Source organism: Prauserella endophytica, from assembly GCF_005146945.1.
GTDB classification, from domain to species: Bacteria; Actinomycetota; Actinomycetes; order Mycobacteriales; family Pseudonocardiaceae; genus Prauserella_A; species Prauserella_A endophytica.
This window is the reverse complement of sequence record NZ_SWMS01000011.1, coordinates 133,681-147,697: the sequence shown is the minus strand read 5'-3', so window position 1 is coordinate 147,697 and position 14,017 is coordinate 133,681. Positions and strand designations below refer to the sequence as shown.

The 14,017-nt window shown below is 72.5% G+C and carries 15 protein-coding genes; 6 read left to right on the top strand and 9 right to left on the bottom strand.

What is annotated here, in order from left to right; translation table 11 throughout:
- Positions 1-6: 6 nt before the first annotated feature.
- From FCN18_RS20680 to ccrA, 4 genes are all read right to left on the bottom strand, one after another.
- Positions 7-1,056 carry an adenylate/guanylate cyclase domain-containing protein gene (locus FCN18_RS20680; protein WP_137095878.1) on the bottom strand — a complete coding sequence of 350 codons (1,050 nt, stop codon included), beginning with the start codon at positions 1,054-1,056 and terminating at the stop codon, positions 7-9.
- Positions 1,057-1,061: 5 nt separating this feature from the next.
- Positions 1,062-1,511 carry a universal stress protein gene (locus tag FCN18_RS20675; protein WP_112272860.1) on the bottom strand — a complete coding sequence of 150 codons (450 nt, stop codon included), beginning with the start codon at positions 1,509-1,511 and terminating at the stop codon, positions 1,062-1,064.
- A 301-nt stretch (positions 1,512-1,812) separates the two neighbouring features.
- On the bottom strand, positions 1,813-2,934 hold the full coding sequence (locus tag FCN18_RS20670) for a coiled-coil domain-containing protein (RefSeq protein WP_112272858.1): 1,122 nt from the start codon (positions 2,932-2,934) through the stop codon (positions 1,813-1,815).
- Positions 2,935-2,961: 27 nt separating this feature from the next.
- Positions 2,962-4,305 carry a crotonyl-CoA carboxylase/reductase gene (ccrA, locus tag FCN18_RS20665; RefSeq protein ID WP_113641180.1) on the bottom strand — a complete coding sequence of 448 codons (1,344 nt, stop codon included), beginning with the start codon at positions 4,303-4,305 and terminating at the stop codon, positions 2,962-2,964.
- Between the two features lie 252 nt (positions 4,306-4,557).
- On the opposite strand from ccrA, the gene FCN18_RS20660 reads away from it, so the two are divergent.
- Together FCN18_RS20660 and FCN18_RS20655 are read left to right on the top strand one after the other, a co-directional pair.
- On the top strand, positions 4,558-4,926 hold the full coding sequence (locus FCN18_RS20660) for an SPW repeat protein (protein WP_112273224.1): 369 nt from the start codon (positions 4,558-4,560) through the stop codon (positions 4,924-4,926).
- A 177-nt stretch (positions 4,927-5,103) separates the two neighbouring features.
- Positions 5,104-5,715, top strand: a complete 612-nt coding sequence (locus FCN18_RS20655; RefSeq protein WP_112272855.1) for a TetR/AcrR family transcriptional regulator — start codon at positions 5,104-5,106, stop codon at positions 5,713-5,715.
- On the opposite strand, the gene mce is transcribed toward FCN18_RS20655, so the two are convergent.
- A complete protein-coding gene (mce, locus tag FCN18_RS20650) occupies positions 5,689-6,132 on the bottom strand; it encodes a methylmalonyl-CoA epimerase (protein WP_112272853.1) in 444 nt (147 codons plus the stop codon). The genes FCN18_RS20655 and mce overlap by 27 nt on opposite strands.
- Before the next feature lie 158 nt (positions 6,133-6,290).
- Here mce and FCN18_RS20645 point away from each other — a divergent pair, with 158 nt between their 5' ends.
- Together FCN18_RS20645 and meaB are read left to right on the top strand one after the other, a co-directional pair.
- Positions 6,291-7,472 (top strand): acetyl-CoA C-acetyltransferase, encoded by a 1,182-nt coding sequence (locus tag FCN18_RS20645; RefSeq protein ID WP_112272851.1) that lies wholly within the window; start codon positions 6,291-6,293, stop codon positions 7,470-7,472.
- A complete protein-coding gene (meaB, locus tag FCN18_RS20640) occupies positions 7,462-8,439 on the top strand; it encodes a methylmalonyl Co-A mutase-associated GTPase MeaB (protein WP_113641182.1) in 978 nt (325 codons plus the stop codon). The genes FCN18_RS20645 and meaB overlap by 11 nt, the downstream gene beginning before the upstream one ends.
- Here the strand turns inward: meaB and FCN18_RS20635 are convergent.
- Both FCN18_RS20635 and pdxR read right to left on the bottom strand, forming a co-directional pair.
- Complete coding sequence (locus FCN18_RS20635; protein WP_113641183.1) at positions 8,433-9,113, bottom strand: MBL fold metallo-hydrolase; 681 nt, start codon at positions 9,111-9,113, stop codon at positions 8,433-8,435. The two genes, meaB and FCN18_RS20635, sit on opposite strands and share 7 nt — an antisense overlap.
- 46 nt (positions 9,114-9,159) lie before the next feature.
- Positions 9,160-10,539, bottom strand: a complete 1,380-nt coding sequence (gene pdxR / locus FCN18_RS20630; protein ID WP_113641184.1) for a MocR-like pyridoxine biosynthesis transcription factor PdxR — start codon at positions 10,537-10,539, stop codon at positions 9,160-9,162.
- 45 nt (positions 10,540-10,584) lie between these two features.
- On the opposite strand from pdxR, the gene FCN18_RS20625 reads away from it, so the two are divergent.
- Both FCN18_RS20625 and FCN18_RS20620 read left to right on the top strand, forming a co-directional pair.
- Positions 10,585-11,049 (top strand): carboxymuconolactone decarboxylase family protein, encoded by a 465-nt coding sequence (locus tag FCN18_RS20625; protein ID WP_112272843.1) that lies wholly within the window; start codon positions 10,585-10,587, stop codon positions 11,047-11,049.
- Positions 11,046-11,798, top strand: a complete 753-nt coding sequence (locus tag FCN18_RS20620) for an isocitrate lyase/PEP mutase family protein (protein WP_112272841.1) — start codon at positions 11,046-11,048, stop codon at positions 11,796-11,798. Before FCN18_RS20625 ends, FCN18_RS20620 begins: the two co-directional genes overlap by 4 nt.
- 152 nt (positions 11,799-11,950) lie before the next feature.
- Here the strand turns inward: FCN18_RS20620 and FCN18_RS20615 are convergent, their stop codons facing one another.
- Together FCN18_RS20615 and FCN18_RS20610 are read right to left on the bottom strand one after the other, a co-directional pair.
- The gene (locus FCN18_RS20615; protein WP_112272839.1) at positions 11,951-12,982 is read right to left on the bottom strand and encodes a class I mannose-6-phosphate isomerase; all 1,032 of its coding nucleotides are present in this window, start codon (positions 12,980-12,982) and stop codon (positions 11,951-11,953) included.
- Positions 12,979-13,965 carry a LacI family DNA-binding transcriptional regulator gene (locus FCN18_RS20610; protein ID WP_137095877.1) on the bottom strand — a complete coding sequence of 329 codons (987 nt, stop codon included), beginning with the start codon at positions 13,963-13,965 and terminating at the stop codon, positions 12,979-12,981. The genes FCN18_RS20615 and FCN18_RS20610 overlap by 4 nt, the downstream gene beginning before the upstream one ends.
- Positions 13,966-14,017 lie beyond the last annotated feature (52 nt).

Genomic DNA, 14,017 nt, shown 5'->3' with positions numbered 1-14,017 from the left:
GGCGGATCAGTGGCGGGGGTCGCGGCGGCCGGTCAGGCCGAGCAGCTCGGCGGCCAGCTGCTGGCCGCTCTCGAACGGGCCGCCCGTGTCCCTCGCCCTGCGCAGCGCCGACGGGCGGACGCGGCTGTAGCCGCGCACGGACACCGGGCGCCGTGAGCGGACCTCGTACGCCGGTTCGCCCGCGAGTTGCTTCGCCAGTTCCCGGTCCACCAGGATCGTGCCCGGCCGGGCGAGGGAGGTGAGCCTGCTCGCCAGGTTCACGGTCTCGCCGTACACGTCGCCGAAGCGGCTCAGCACCCGCCCTGCCGCGAGCCCGGCCCGCACCGGCGGCAGCTCTTCGTCGGCGCTCGTGCGCTCCGAGAGCGTCAGCGCGATCTCGGCGGCGGCCACCGGCGCGTCGGCCACGAACAGCACCTCGTCGCCGATCATCTTGACCACGCGCCCCCTGCCCTCGGCGATCACCTCGGTGGCGAGCCCCTCGAAGCGCTCCAGCACGTCGCCCAGCGCGGACTCGTCGATCCGGCGCGTCATGCGCGTGTAGCCGACCATGTCCACGAAGCCCACGACCTCGGTCCTGGACTCCAAATCCTCGTCGGGCGCCGCGAGCGCCCGGCCCGCGTACGCCCCGAGGTGCCGCCGCCACACAAAGCTCTGCACCTGCTCGAGCTGCGGCACCAGCTGCTCCACGAGCTTGATGAGCTTGCGCTCGTCAGCGGCCAGCTCAGGGCGTTCCCGGATGAGCGACCACAGCAGGTCCGCCTGCCACTCCGCGAGCCGGGACATGTGCAGGCCGAGCGCCCGCGTCACCGCGGTCTCCAGCTCCTGGTCGAAGACGCCCGCGTCGATCATGCGGTCCGCGATGCGGACGGCCTCGACGTCGGCGTCTGTGAACACCACCTGGTCGTCGGGCACGGCGGCGAAGCCCAGCGCTCGCCAGAGCTGCCGGGTCCGCTCCTCGGGCACCCCGGAGCGCTCGGCGACCTGGAGCCGGGTGTACTTGCGCTTGCCACCCAGCAGGATGCGCTCCAGCCTGCGCTGCAAAGCCTCGTCGGCCATCGCGCCTACGTCGTGTGCACGATGAGCACGTCGACGCCAGACTTGCGCGCCACCTCCGACGGCACGGAGCCCAGGATGCGGCCTGCGAGCGTGTTGAGTCCTCGGTTGCCGACCACGAGCAGGTCGGCGGAGCGGTCCTTGACCACCGAGCGCAGCGCGTCGACGGGCTCGCCGCGCACGGCGACCGTCTCGATCTTCACCGCGCCCGCTCGCGCGGCCCGGTCGCGCGCCGACTGCAGCGTGTCCTCGGCCGGGGCCGACCCGACGACCTGGTATGCCTCGTCACGCAGCTCGTCCTGGGCTCGCTCGACCTCCTGCTTGCTCGCCGGGTAGTACGCACAGGCGATCACCAGCGTGGCAGCGGCGTCGGCGGCGACGGCTGCCGCACGGTCGACGGCGGCGAACGACGAGTCCGAGCCGTCGGTGCCGACGACCACGGTCTGATAGGCGGCCATCAGGTCCTCCTGCAGGGTGCACGGGCAAGTCTGCACGAGGACAGTAGCGTGCCGCGCGGCACCGCGCAGCAGTAACCTACTCGCGAGTTAGGTTCTGAGCCGACGGTGGCGGTGGTCCTGAGGTCGCGGCGGGTGGGTGCTTCGGACCCGTCGGCGTCCTCGGCGGCGGCGGTGTCGGTCGTGGCCGGGGTGTCGGCGGTTGGTGGTGTGCCCGTTGTTGGGTGTCTTGTGGGCTTTGGCGGGCGGGGTGTGGGCGGTGCGCGGCGGGTCGTTTGTGGCCGCGCGGCGCCCTGGGGTCGGCCTATTCGTGGGTTGGTTTGGAGCCGACGGTGGCGGTGGTCCTGAGGTCGCGGCGGGTGGGTGCTTCGGACCCGTCGGCGTCCTCGGCGGCGGCGGTGTCGCTCGTGGCCGGGGTGTCGGCGGTCTGTGAGGCGCCGTCCTCGAGTGCCTCGTTGGCCTCCGCGAGCATGGCGCGGGCCGCGCGTACCTGTTCGGCGATCTTGCCGCGCAGCGTGCGCAGCGACTCGACCTTGGCCGTGGCCTCGGCCAGCCTGCGGTTGGCCTCCTCGGTGGCCTCGCGCACGCGGCGGTTGGCCTCGTCGGTCGCCTCGGCGACGCGCGCGTTGGCCTCGTTGATCGAGTTCTGCTTGCGCCGGTTGGCGTCCTCCACCGACTCGCGCTGCCTGCGGTCGATCTCCGTGCGCGCCTTGGTCTGCTCCTCGGCGACCTCCTTGCGGATGGCCGCCGCCTCCTCGGTGGCTTCGCGGACACGCCGCTCGGCCTCGGCCTTGCTGGCGGCCTCCTGCTCGGCGAGCAGGCGCATCGACTCCGTGCGCCGCGTCGCCATCGCGATCTCGAAGTCCTCTTCGACCTGCGTGCGGCGTTGCTCGGACTCGCGGTCGAGCCGGTCACGCTCCGCCTTGGCCGTCGAGGTGATCGACTCAGCCTCGGCCCGGGCGTCGGCGAGCACCTTGCGGTGCTCCGCCTCCATCTCCCTGCGGCGCTCGGCGAGCTCGGTGAGCAGCTGCTCGTACCGGGCGCGCATCGCGCTGGCGTCGGACTCCGCCTTCGCGCGGATGTGCCCGGCCTCGGCCTCCGCCCTCGCCTTGGTGTCGTTGGCCTCCTCCTGCGCGAGCCTCAGCATGCGCTGCAGGCGCTCGGAAAGACCCTCGATCGTGGTGGGTGGCTGCGCGAGCCGCTCGACCTGCCCGCGCAGGTCGTCGATCTCGATGCGGGCCGCCTCGAGCTGCCTCGCCAGGTCGCCCGCCTGCGAGATGGCCGCGTCCCGGTCGGACGTGAGCATCTTCAGGTCGGCGTCCAGCCGCTCGAGGTGTTCGTCGACCTGCGCACGGCTGTATCCACGCTTCTCGAAGTCGAAGCCGGCTCCCAGCGGCACGAGCTCCCGTTCTTCGCCAAGGCTCATGTACCCCACCCTAACGGGCGCCGAGAACTACACGCCGCGGAACGTCTCGATAGCGGGGAGGTGTTTCGCGCGCGTTTCCTCGTCGCGCACGCCGAGGCCTTCCTCGGGCGCCAGGCAGAGCACGCCGACCTTGCCCTGGTGGAGATTCCGGTGCACGTCGTAGGCGGCCTGGCCGGTGTCGGCCAGTGAGTACGTTTTGGACAGAGTCGGGTGGATGTGCCCCTTGGCGATCAACCGGTTGGCCTCCCACGACTCACGGTAGTTCGCGAAGTGCGAGCCGATGATCCGCTTGAGGTTCATCCAGAGATAGCGGTTGTCGAACTGGTGCAGGTATCCCGACGTCGACGCGCACGTGACGATCGTGCCGCCCTTGCGGGCCGCGTAGACCGAGGCGCCGAACGTCTCCCTGCCGGGGTGCTCGAACACGATGTCCGGGTCCTCGCCGCCCGTCAGCTCACGGATCCGGGCGCCGAACCGCTGCCACTCCTTCGGGTCCTGGGTGGTCTCGTCCTTCCAGAACCGGTAGCCCTCGGCGGTGCGGTCGATGACGTGCTCGGCTCCGAGCCTGCGGCACAGTTCGGCCTTCTCCGGGCTGGACACCACGCACACCGGGATCGCGCCTCCGTTGAGCGCGTACTGCGTCGCGTACGAGCCGAGCCCGCCCGAGGCGCCCCAGATGAGCACCACGTCGCCCTGTTTCATGTCCGCGCCGTTGCGTGAGACGAGCTGGCGGTAGGCGGTGGAGTTGACCAGTCCGGGGCAGGCGGCCTCCTCCCACGTGAGGTGGGCCGGTTTCGGCATGAGCTGGTTGGCCTTGACCAGTGCGATCTCGGCGAGACCGCCGAAGTTGGTCTCGAAGCCCCAGATGCGCTGCTCGGTGTCGAGCATCGTGTCGTTGTGCCCGTCGGGCCCCTCGAGCTCCACGTCGAGGCAGTGCGCCACCACCTCCTGGCCCGGCTTCCACCGGTGCACGCCGGGACCGGTACGCAGCACCACGCCGGAGAGGTCGGACCCGACGACGTGGTAGGGCTGGTCGTGGCGCTTGGCCAGTTCGGAGAGCCTGCCGTAGCGCTGCAGGAACTTGAACGTCGGCAGCGGCTCGAAGATCGAGGTCCACACGGTGTTGTAGTTGATCGCGCTGGCCATCACGGCCACGAGCGCCTCACCCGGCCCCAGCTCCGGCACCGGCACGTCGTCGAGGTGCAGCGACTTGCGCGGGTCCTTGTCGCGGCTCGGCAGGTCCGCGAACATTTCGACGTCCTCGGCGTGCACCGTGACGCCCCGGTAGGACTCCGGCATCGGCAGTGAGCCGACGGCCTCGGACTCGCCGGCGAGCACGGCCTGCAGGATCTCACTCAGCTCGTTCGCCATCGGGGGGCCTCCGTGAGGTCGGGTGAGTGGGGCTGGGCGGCTGAAGTTACCCGTAGGTAACCGCAGGCACAACTGTACGACCGCACAGGTCACCCAGCATGGCGCCGAGTTGCTCCGACCGTGACCGATCCGTGTTTGACCGGCCGGCCAACCAAGGCGCACGATGGAGGTGGAACCGCGTGCTCACGGTCTTCCCGCGGTGGACGCACCGGCGTGTTCGCCGCGTCGTTGCTGCTACTGGAGGTGATCACGATGGCAGATGTCTCGGCACGTCCCTGGACGCGTCCGCACGACTGGGCCGAGGTCGTGCTGGGTGCGGTGCTGGCCTTGTCCCCGCTCTGGATGGGCACCGACAACGCCGCGATGTGGACGATGATCGTGCTCGGCGCGCTCATCGCACTGGACGGGCTCGTGTCACTCGCGATGCCCGGCCTGATCTACGGCGAGGGTCTGCAGGTGGTCCTCGGTGCGCTGGCGTTCATCTCACCGTGGGTGATGACCTACACGGAGTTCGACGGCGCGGCCTGGACGTCCTGGATCGTCGGCGCCCTGACGGTGCTTGCGGGAGCGGCGGCGCTGCCCGTCGCCAACTCCGTCCACCGCACGGTGCGCGGACACTGACAGCCAGGGCGCGCCTCCCAGCCCCCGTTGCCCGCTGGGCGGGGCAGGGAGCAGAGAGACAAGCCCAGTCCCCTTCGCGGACCCGCGACCACGCCGGTACGGCGTCGTCGCGGGTCCCGCGGCCGTGCGCGGCGCGCTATCGTGACCGCGGGCGGTGAGGCGTCGAAAGGGGGAGAGATGGCTCGCCAGCAGGCCGATGATCCATCGGCCAGGGAGCGCATCCTCCTCGCCGCGGAGCACCTGTTCGCCGAGACCGGCTTCGACGCGACCCCGACGTCGCGGATCGCCGAGGTGGCCGGGGTGCCCAAGGGGCTCGTGCACTACTACTTCCGCCGCAAGCGCGACCTGCTGACCGCGCTGGTCGAGCGGCTGCCCGACGAGCACATCGAGCCCGCGCACGTGGTGGTGCCCGGAGACATCGCCGAGAGCCTGCGCAGGCTCGTCGCCGAGCTCGACCGCAGGCTGTCCGCGTCGCGGGTGCTGTCGCACCTGCTCTGGCGGGAGGCCGACACGCACCGGGCCGTGCGCGACGCGCTGCAGACCCGGTACGAGGTGCTGGTCAAGCAGGTGCGCACGGTGATCCTCGCGGCGGCGGGCGCGGGCACGCTCGCGCTCGCCGACGTCGACAGCGCCTCGGCGCTGCTCGCGCTCGCGGTGAGCTACCGGCACTCGATGGCCCGGCACACCGGTGAGGGCTCCGCCGACGAGATGGAGCGCGAGTTGATGTTCATCGCGGGCGCGCTCACCTCGCGGGCGAACGACTCAGTGCCCGGCGGCGGGCTCGACTAGCTCCACCAGCACACCACCGGCGTCCTTCGGGTGGACGAAGTTGACCCTGCTGCCCGCCGTGCCGCGCCTGGGCTCCGGGTAGAGCAGGCGCAGCCCCTTCGCCCGCAGCGCCTCGGCGGCCGCCTCGATGTCGGTGACCCGGTAGGCCAGCTGCTGCAGGCCGGGGCCCCTGGTGTCGAGGAACTTGCCGATCGTGGAGTCCGGCCGCAGGGGCGCGAGCAGCTGTACCGCGGGGCCGCGCTCGTCGCCGGGCGCGTGCAGCATCGCCTCCCGCACGCCCTGCTCCTCGTTGACCTCGGTGTGCGTGGCTTCGAGGCCGAAGTTCTCCGCGTAGAACGCGATGGCCTCGTCGAGGTCGGGGACGGCGACGCCGACGTGGTCGATCGTCGTGATGAACGGCTTCAGTGCCTCCTGCATGGAGGCAGAATAGGGGGACGACACAGGCGCCGGACGTGCGGATGTTCACACCCCGCGCGGCCCTTCGCGTTCGATTCAGAAGGCGCCGGTGCCGGTATCGTCGACGAAGCGGCTCGTGCAGCGAGGCAGCGTGTCGATCGAGATTTCAGGAGGCTGTTGTGTCCGGTTCCGTGATCCTGGGTGCCGCCCGTACGCCGATCGGCCGGCTGCTCGGCTCGTTGAAGGACTTCTCCGGAGCACAGCTCGGCGGTATCGCCATCAAGGCCGCGCTGGAGCGCGCCGGTGTGGCCCCCGAGGCCGTGCAGTACACGATCATGGGTCAGGTCCTCACCGCGGGCGCTGGCCAGATCCCGGCGCGGCAGGCCGCCGTCGCCGCGGGCATCCCCATGAACGTGCCCGCGCTGAGCATCAACAAGGTGTGCCTCTCCGGGCTCGACGCCATCGCGCTGGCCGACCAGCTCATCCGTGCCGGTGAGTTCGACCTCGTCGTCGCCGGCGGGCAGGAGTCCATGACGCAGGCGCCGCACCTGCTGCCCAAGTCGCGCTCCGGCTTCAAGTACGGCGACACGACGCTCGTGGACCACATGGCCTACGACGGGCTGTTCTGCGCGTTCGACCAGGTCGCGATGGGCAGCTCCACCGAGAAGTACAACGCCCGCTACGGCCTGACCCGGGAGCAGCAGGACGCCTTCGCGGCGCGTTCGCACCAGCTCGCCGCCAAGGCCATCGCGAACGGGACCTTCGCGGACGAGATCGCCGAGGTCTCGATCCCCCAGCGCAAGGGCGACCCGATCGTCTTCAGCGCCGACGAGGGCGTGCGCGGCGACACCACCGCCGACGGCCTCGCCAAGCTGCGGCCCGCCTTCGCCTCCGACGGCACGATCACCGCCGGCTCGGCCTCGCAGATCTCCGACGGCGCCGCCGCCGTGGTGGTGGCGAGCAAAGCCAAGGCCGAGGAGCTGGGGCTCACGCCGCTCGCCGAGATCGGCGCGCACGGCGTGGTCTCCGGCCCGGACGCGAGCCTGCACGAGCAGCCGTCGAACGCGATCAAGGCCGCGCTCGCCAAGGCGAAGCTCGACGTGGGCGCGCTCGACCTCGTGGAGATCAACGAGGCGTTCGCCGCCGTCGGGCTCGTCTCCACGGAGAAGCTCGGCGTGGACCCCGACATCGTGAACGTCAACGGCGGCGCCATCGCGCTGGGCCACCCGATCGGCGCCTCCGGCGCGCGGCTCGCCGTGCACCTCGTGCACGAGCTGCGCCGCCGCGGTGGCGGGCTCGGTGCGGCCGCGCTGTGCGGTGGTGGCGGTCAGGGTGACGCGCTGCTGATCAGTGTCCCCTAGGGCGCGCCCTACTGACGTCACCGGGCTCGTCGAGCAGGCGCGGGGCGGCTCGCCCCGTGCCGTCGCCCGGCTGCTCTCCCTCGTCGAGGACGCGCACCCGCAGCTGCCGGAGATCGCGGCCGCGCTGACGCCCCACACCGGCAACGCGCGGGTCGTGGGACTCACCGGGCCGCCGGGTGTCGGCAAGTCGACCTCCACGTCGATGCTGCTCAGCGCGCTGCGTGAGCAGGGCAAGCGGGTCGGTGTACTCGCGATCGACCCGTCGTCGCCGTTCTCCGGCGGTGCGCTGCTCGGTGACCGCATCAGGATGACCGAGCACGCCACCGACCCCGGCGTGTTCATCCGTTCCATGGCCACCCGCGGTCACCTGGGCGGGCTCGCCTGGGCCACACCGCAGGCGGTGCGGGTGCTCGACGCGGCGGGCTTCGATGTGGTGCTCATCGAGACCGTCGGCGTTGGACAGTCCGAAGTGGATGTCGTACGGCTCGCGGACACCACCGTGGTGCTGCTGGCCCCCGGCATGGGCGACGGCATCCAGGCCGCCAAGGCCGGAGTGCTGGAGATCGCCGACGTCTTCGTGGTCAACAAGGCCGACCGCGACGGCGCCGACGCGACCGTGCACGACCTGCGGCAGCTGATCGCCATGAGCCGCAGGGGCGTCACCGGCCCGGCGTGGCGGCAGCCGATCGTGCCCACCGTCGCGGCCGAGGGCAAGGGCGCCGCCGACGTGCTGCAAGCCCTGCGGGACCACCACGACTGGCTCGCCGCGCACGGCGAGCTGGAGCGCAGGCGGACCGTGCGGGCGAGCGCCGAGGTCGAGGCCATCGCGCTGCGGCGGCTGCGCGCCGAGCTGGGCGAGCTGCGGGGCGGCGACCGGCTCGCCGGGCTCGCGCGCCGTGTGGCGGCCCGCGAGCTCGACCCGTTCACGGCAGCGGATGCCCTGGTGGCCGACCTGCGCGGTCAGTAGCCCCCGGCGACCGCCCGCAGCGTCGCACCGGCGTCGCTGGTGAGCGGCTCGCCGTGGCCGAAGCACACCACGCGCGGATCGAGGACGGCCAGCCGCTTCAGCGCCGCGACCGTGCGCTCGCGATCCTGGTTGAACACGCCGAGCAGCACGTCGCCGCCGTGCTCGGCGACCGTGTCCCCGGTGAAGAGCACGCCGTGCGCCGGCAGGTGCACGGCGATGCTGCCCTCTGTGTGGCCGGGAACCCAGAGCGCCACGGCGCCGTCGCCGAAGCCCAGGTCGTCGCCGTCGTCCACCTCCACGTCGAGCTCGGCCGGCGGGCCCGCCAGGTGCCCGCTCACGGCTTCGAACAACGGGCGCTCCCAGTCCTCGAGCACCGGCGGCGAAACCGGTTCCCCGCTGCGGACGTACGGCGCGTCGAGCCGGTGCGCGGACACGGTCGCGTCGCTCCACGCGCGGACTTCGGCCAGCGAGCCGGTGTGGTCGCCGTGGGCGTGCGTGATCACGATCCGGCGCAGCTGCCCGCCGAGGTCCTCGACCGCCCGCCGGATCTCCATGCCCTGCCCGCGCGGGCCCGCGTCGACGAGCGTCAGCCCGTCCGCGTCGCGCCACAGGTACGCCTGCCCGACGTCGAAGCGGAGCAGGTGCAGCCGGTCGGTCAGCTCGACGATGTCCATGCATCGCAACGTATTCGGCAGCCGCAGGGCGGGCACGCGAATCCGCTCAGGGCGAAACGCCGGCCAGCGTCCGGCCCAGCGCCTCCAGCGTCGCCGAGAACGCGTGCTCGGCCGGGGTGGCGTAGCCGAGCACGAGCCCCTGCGGATGGTCGCCCGGCGTGATCCAGTGTGGACCGAGCCCCTGCAGCGCAAGGGATTGCCGCTTCGCGGACGCCAGCACCTCGGCCTCGCCAGGACCTCCCTCTGGAAGCGTGAGCAGCAGCTGCACGCCCGCTGAGATGCCGTGCGGCGTCAGGTAGCCCGGCAGCGTGGCGAGCAGCCGGTCGCGGCGGGCTCGGTAGGCGGCGCGGCAGCGGCGCACGTGCCGGTCGTAGTCGCCGGAGCCGATCAGGTCGGCGAGCACGAGCTGCTCCAGCACGGGGGTGCGCCAGCCGTGGGTAGCCATCGCCGCACGCACCGGTTCCACGAGCGCGCGCGGCAGCACGAGCCAGCCGAGCCGCAGCCCGGGCGCGAGCGTCTTGCTCGCCGTGCCCGCGTAGGCCACGCGCTCCGGCGCGAGCGCCTGCAACGCGCCGACGGGCTTGCGGTCGTAGCGGAACTCGCCGTCGTAGTCGTCCTCGATCACGTACCCGCCCTGCTCACCCGCCCAGCGAGCCAGCTCGGCCCGCCTGCGCGGCGCGAGGGTCATGCCAAGCGGGTACTGGTGCGCGGGCGTCACCACCACGGCCGGACTGTCCAGTTCGGACACCCGGATCCCCGACTCGTCGACGGGCACCCCGGTGATCCGGGCGCCCGCCGCGTGGGCGTAGTCGCGGAAGACCCACAGCGACGGGTCTTCGAATGCCAGCTCGCCCCGTCCGCGCAACGCGATCGCCAGCAGCGAGATCGCGTGCGCGTAGCCCGCGCAGACGACGATCCGTTCCGGGTCGGCCACCACGCCACGGCTGCGGGCGAGGTAGCCCGCGAGCACCTCGCGCAACGGCGCGACCCCGCGCTCGTCGACGTAGCCGAACGCGGAGGCGGGCGCGTGCTGGAGCACCCGCCGGGTCGCCGACAGCCAGGCCGCGCGGGGGAAGGCGGACAGGTCCGGGTTGCCGGGCATGAGGCTCCAGCGGGCCTCGGGGGAGCGGAGCCGCCCGCGCGGCGCCGACGCCTGCTGGACGCCGTCGGCCACCACGACGGTCGGGGCGCCCTGGCTCGTGTGCACGTAGCCTTCGGCGGCGAGGTCGGCGTAGACGCGGGTGACCGTCCCGCGCGCGACGCCGAGGTCGCCCGCGAGCGCGCGCGTGGAGGGCAGGGCGTCGCCGTGAGCGAGCCTGCCCGTGCGGATGGCGTTGCGGATCGCGTCGGCGAGGCCGCGCCGCCCGGTCGACGGATCCCAGTCGAGGTGCACGTCCCGCGCCGAACTGGTCCATGATCCCGTCATGAAACTGGACCATACTCGTGGGCCAGTTCCGGTTACGTTGGCGGAGTGACGAAGCGAACCCAACTCAGCCCCGCGCTGCCCGAGGCGTACAAGACCCTGGTCGCCCTGCACACCACCGTGGAGAAGGCCGCGGCCGACGCCGGGCTCGACCAGCGCCTCATCGAGCTGGTGAAGATCAGGGCGTCGCAGATCAACGGCTGCGCGTTCTGCGTGGACATGCACTCGCGCGACGCGCGCAAGGCGGGCGAGACCGAGCGGCGGCTCTTCCTGCTCAGCACGTGGTGGGAGACCGAGCTCTACACCGAGCAGGAGCGGGCCGCGCTCGCGCTCACCGAGGCCATGACCCGTCTCCCGCAGCACCAGGACGTGCCCGACGACGTCTACGAGCAGGCCAAGGCGGTGTTCACGGAGGAGCAGTACGTGGCCGTCGCGTGGGCGGCCACGGTGATCAACGCTTTCAACCGCCTCGGCGTCACCAGCCGCAAGCCGCTGCCACCGGATCCACGGTGACCGCAGGCCGGCTCCGGGAGCTGCACGTGCCGGGCAGCCCGCTGGTGCTGCCCAACGTGTGGGACGCCGACAGCGCGCGCCTGGTGGAGGAGGCCGGGTTCCCGGTCGTGGCCACGAGTTCGGTGGCGGTGGCGCGGACGCTCGGCTACCGCGACGGCGAGCAGGCGCCTGCGGCCGAGATGCTCGCCGCGGCCACCCGGATCGCCCGTGCCGTGAGCGTGCCGGTGACGGTCGATGCCGAGGCGGGCTACGGCCTCGCGCCTTCGGAGCTCGCCGAGCGGCTGCTCGCCACGGGCGCGGTCGGCTGCAACCTGGAGGACACCGACCACGCGCGCGGTCAACCGCGAGACGCGGCCGAACAGGCCGACCGCCTGGCGGCGGTCCGGGAGGCGGCGGGCGAGGACCTCGTGCTCAACGCCCGCGTCGACGTCTTCCTCGGCGCCGGGGAAGACGCCGACGAGCAGGCCGTGCTGCCGGACGCGCTCGACCGCGCCCGCCGCTACCTGGCGGCGGGCGCGGACTGCGTGTACCCGATCCACGTGCGCGCGCCCGACGTGTTGCGGGCGTTCACCGAGGGGGTGCGCCCGGCGGCCGTCAACGCGACGTACCTGCCCGGCGGGCCGGACCTCACGGGCCTCGCCGGGCTCGGCGTCGCCCGGATCTCGCTCGGCGGCGGCCTCTGGAAGGCCACGCGCACGTGGCTGCACGGCACCCTCACCGCCCTCGCGGACGGCAAGCTCCCGTACTGACCCGGCCGCAGTGAAGGCCACCTTGCCTGCGCCCACCCGCCTCCCACCACCACCCAAACGGAGACGCTCCGCGCCGCTGTGGCTGATTCCACGCAGTGAAGGTGGCCTTCACTGCGGGCAGCCAGGCCACCCACCGCCGTCGACCGCGGTCCCTACGGGGCGGGTGGGCGGCAGCGGACCATGGTCGTCTGGCCGGTCAGCTCCAGCTCGCCCGCCGCGTGCGGCACCACGAGGGTGTCGCCCTTGCCGACCGGGTACTCGGCGCCGGACGTGCTGCGCAGGGCTCCGTCGCCGTCGAGCACCACGAGCACCGCGAACGACGGGTCCAGCGCGAGCGCGGCGCCGCCGGGACGCAGCGTGTCCGCGCGGAAGAACGGGCGCGCGCCCTCGGCGAGCAGGTCCACGGTGGACGACGTGTCGGATCCGGTGTGCCGCACGATCGTCTCGAGTCTGTCCCCGTCCCAGCCCGACGTGTCGAGCGCCCGCAGCGCCGTGTCGAAGCCGATGCCGAGGTGGCCCTTGTCGGGGGAGGCGAGGAAGTCGCGCCATTCGATGGTCAGCGAGAAGTCCGTCGGCTGCTGTAGCTCCACCACGAAGACGCCCTCGCCGATCGCGTGCGGAAGCCCCGCGGGAATGTAGACCGTGTCGCCGGGCCGAACGCGGATGCGGTTGAGCGCGCCGAGCATCGCGGGCGCGTCCTGGTCGCGCACCCACTGGTCGATGGTCGCCAGGTCCTGCGAGCGCTCGAACCCCGCGTACACGGTGGGCTCGGGCCCGCTCGTGCCTGCCACGATCCACGCCTCGGTCTTGCCGAAGTGCGAGTCGAAGTGCTTGCGGGCGAAGGAGTCCGAAGGGTGGAAGTGCACGGGCAGTCGCTGGCCCGCGTCGAGCAGCTTCACCAGCAGGGCCGTCGAGTCGCCGAACCGCTCGACGTGGGCCGCGCCGAGCCAGCCCCGCGGGTCGGCCTGCACGGCCTCACGCAGCAGCCGCCCGTCCGGCAGCCTGCTGAGCCCCGCGCTCTCGTTGCCGAAGAGCGTGGTGGTGGAGGCGACCCAGTCCTCGGGGCCGAAGTCCTGACTCGAGTCCGCGCCGCGCAGCGCGGCGATCGCGGCGCCGCCCCGGTAGAACTGCGCGGGCTGGTTGGCCGGGAGCCGGATGGGTTCGAACGCTTGCGTACCGGTCATGCGGGAGCGACCTCTCCGGAACCGCGGGCGGTGAGACGCACGGGCAGAACGACCTTTCTCGGTGGTGACTGATCTCCTTGCAGGCGGGCGAACAACAGCTCGGCCGCCGTCCTCCCGAGCAGGCCGACGTCGTGCGCGACCACCGAGACAGGTGGGTCGAGCAGGTCGGCCAGCTCGAAGTCGTCGAAGCCGACGAGCGCGGGACGGCGTTCGCGCCTGCCCAGCGCCCGCAGCAGCTCCACGGTGACGCGGTTGTTGCCCGCGACGACCGCGGTGGGCGTGTCCGGCCCGGCGAGCATCCTGCGCACCGTCTCCGCGACGCTGTCCTCACCCGGCTCGCGCATCACCACGACGCGCTCCGTCGGGCCGATGCCCGCGCGGGCACACCCCTCGTGGAAGCCCCGCAGCCGCTCGCGCGCGGTGTGGATCTCCGGGCTGTCGCCCGCGAACGCGATACGGCGGTGGCCGTGCGCTGCCAGGTGGGCGGCGGCCTCGGCGGCCCCCGCCGCGTTGTCCACGAGCACCGTGTCGGCGGCGAGCCCGCCCGGCGGGCGGTCGATGAACACCACGGGCGTGCCGGAGCGCAGCTCCGGACCGAGGTAGGCGTGCCGGTCACCGGCGGGCACGATCAGCAGCCCGTCGACCCTGCGTCCGCAGAACTCCAGCGCCAGCTCGCGTTCCCGGTCGGGGTTCTCCTCCGACGAGCCCGTGAGCACCTGCCTGCCGAACGCGGTCGCCACCCGCTCGACGGCTCTGGTCAGCTCCGAATAGAACGGGTTGCCCACGTCCTCGACGATCAGCCCGAGTGTGCCCGTGGTGGAGCCACGGCGCAGGTTGCGCGCACCGGCGTTGCGCCGGAAGCCCAGCTCCTCGATGGCGGCGAGCACGCGGGCCGCCGTCTCCGGGTGCACCGCGGGCTCGTCGTTGACCACCCGCGACACGGTCTTGATGCTCACACCGGCCAGCCGGGCCACGTCGTTCATGGTGGCCCGGCGCGCGCTGTCCGAGGTTGACGACAACGTTGTCATAGCGAGT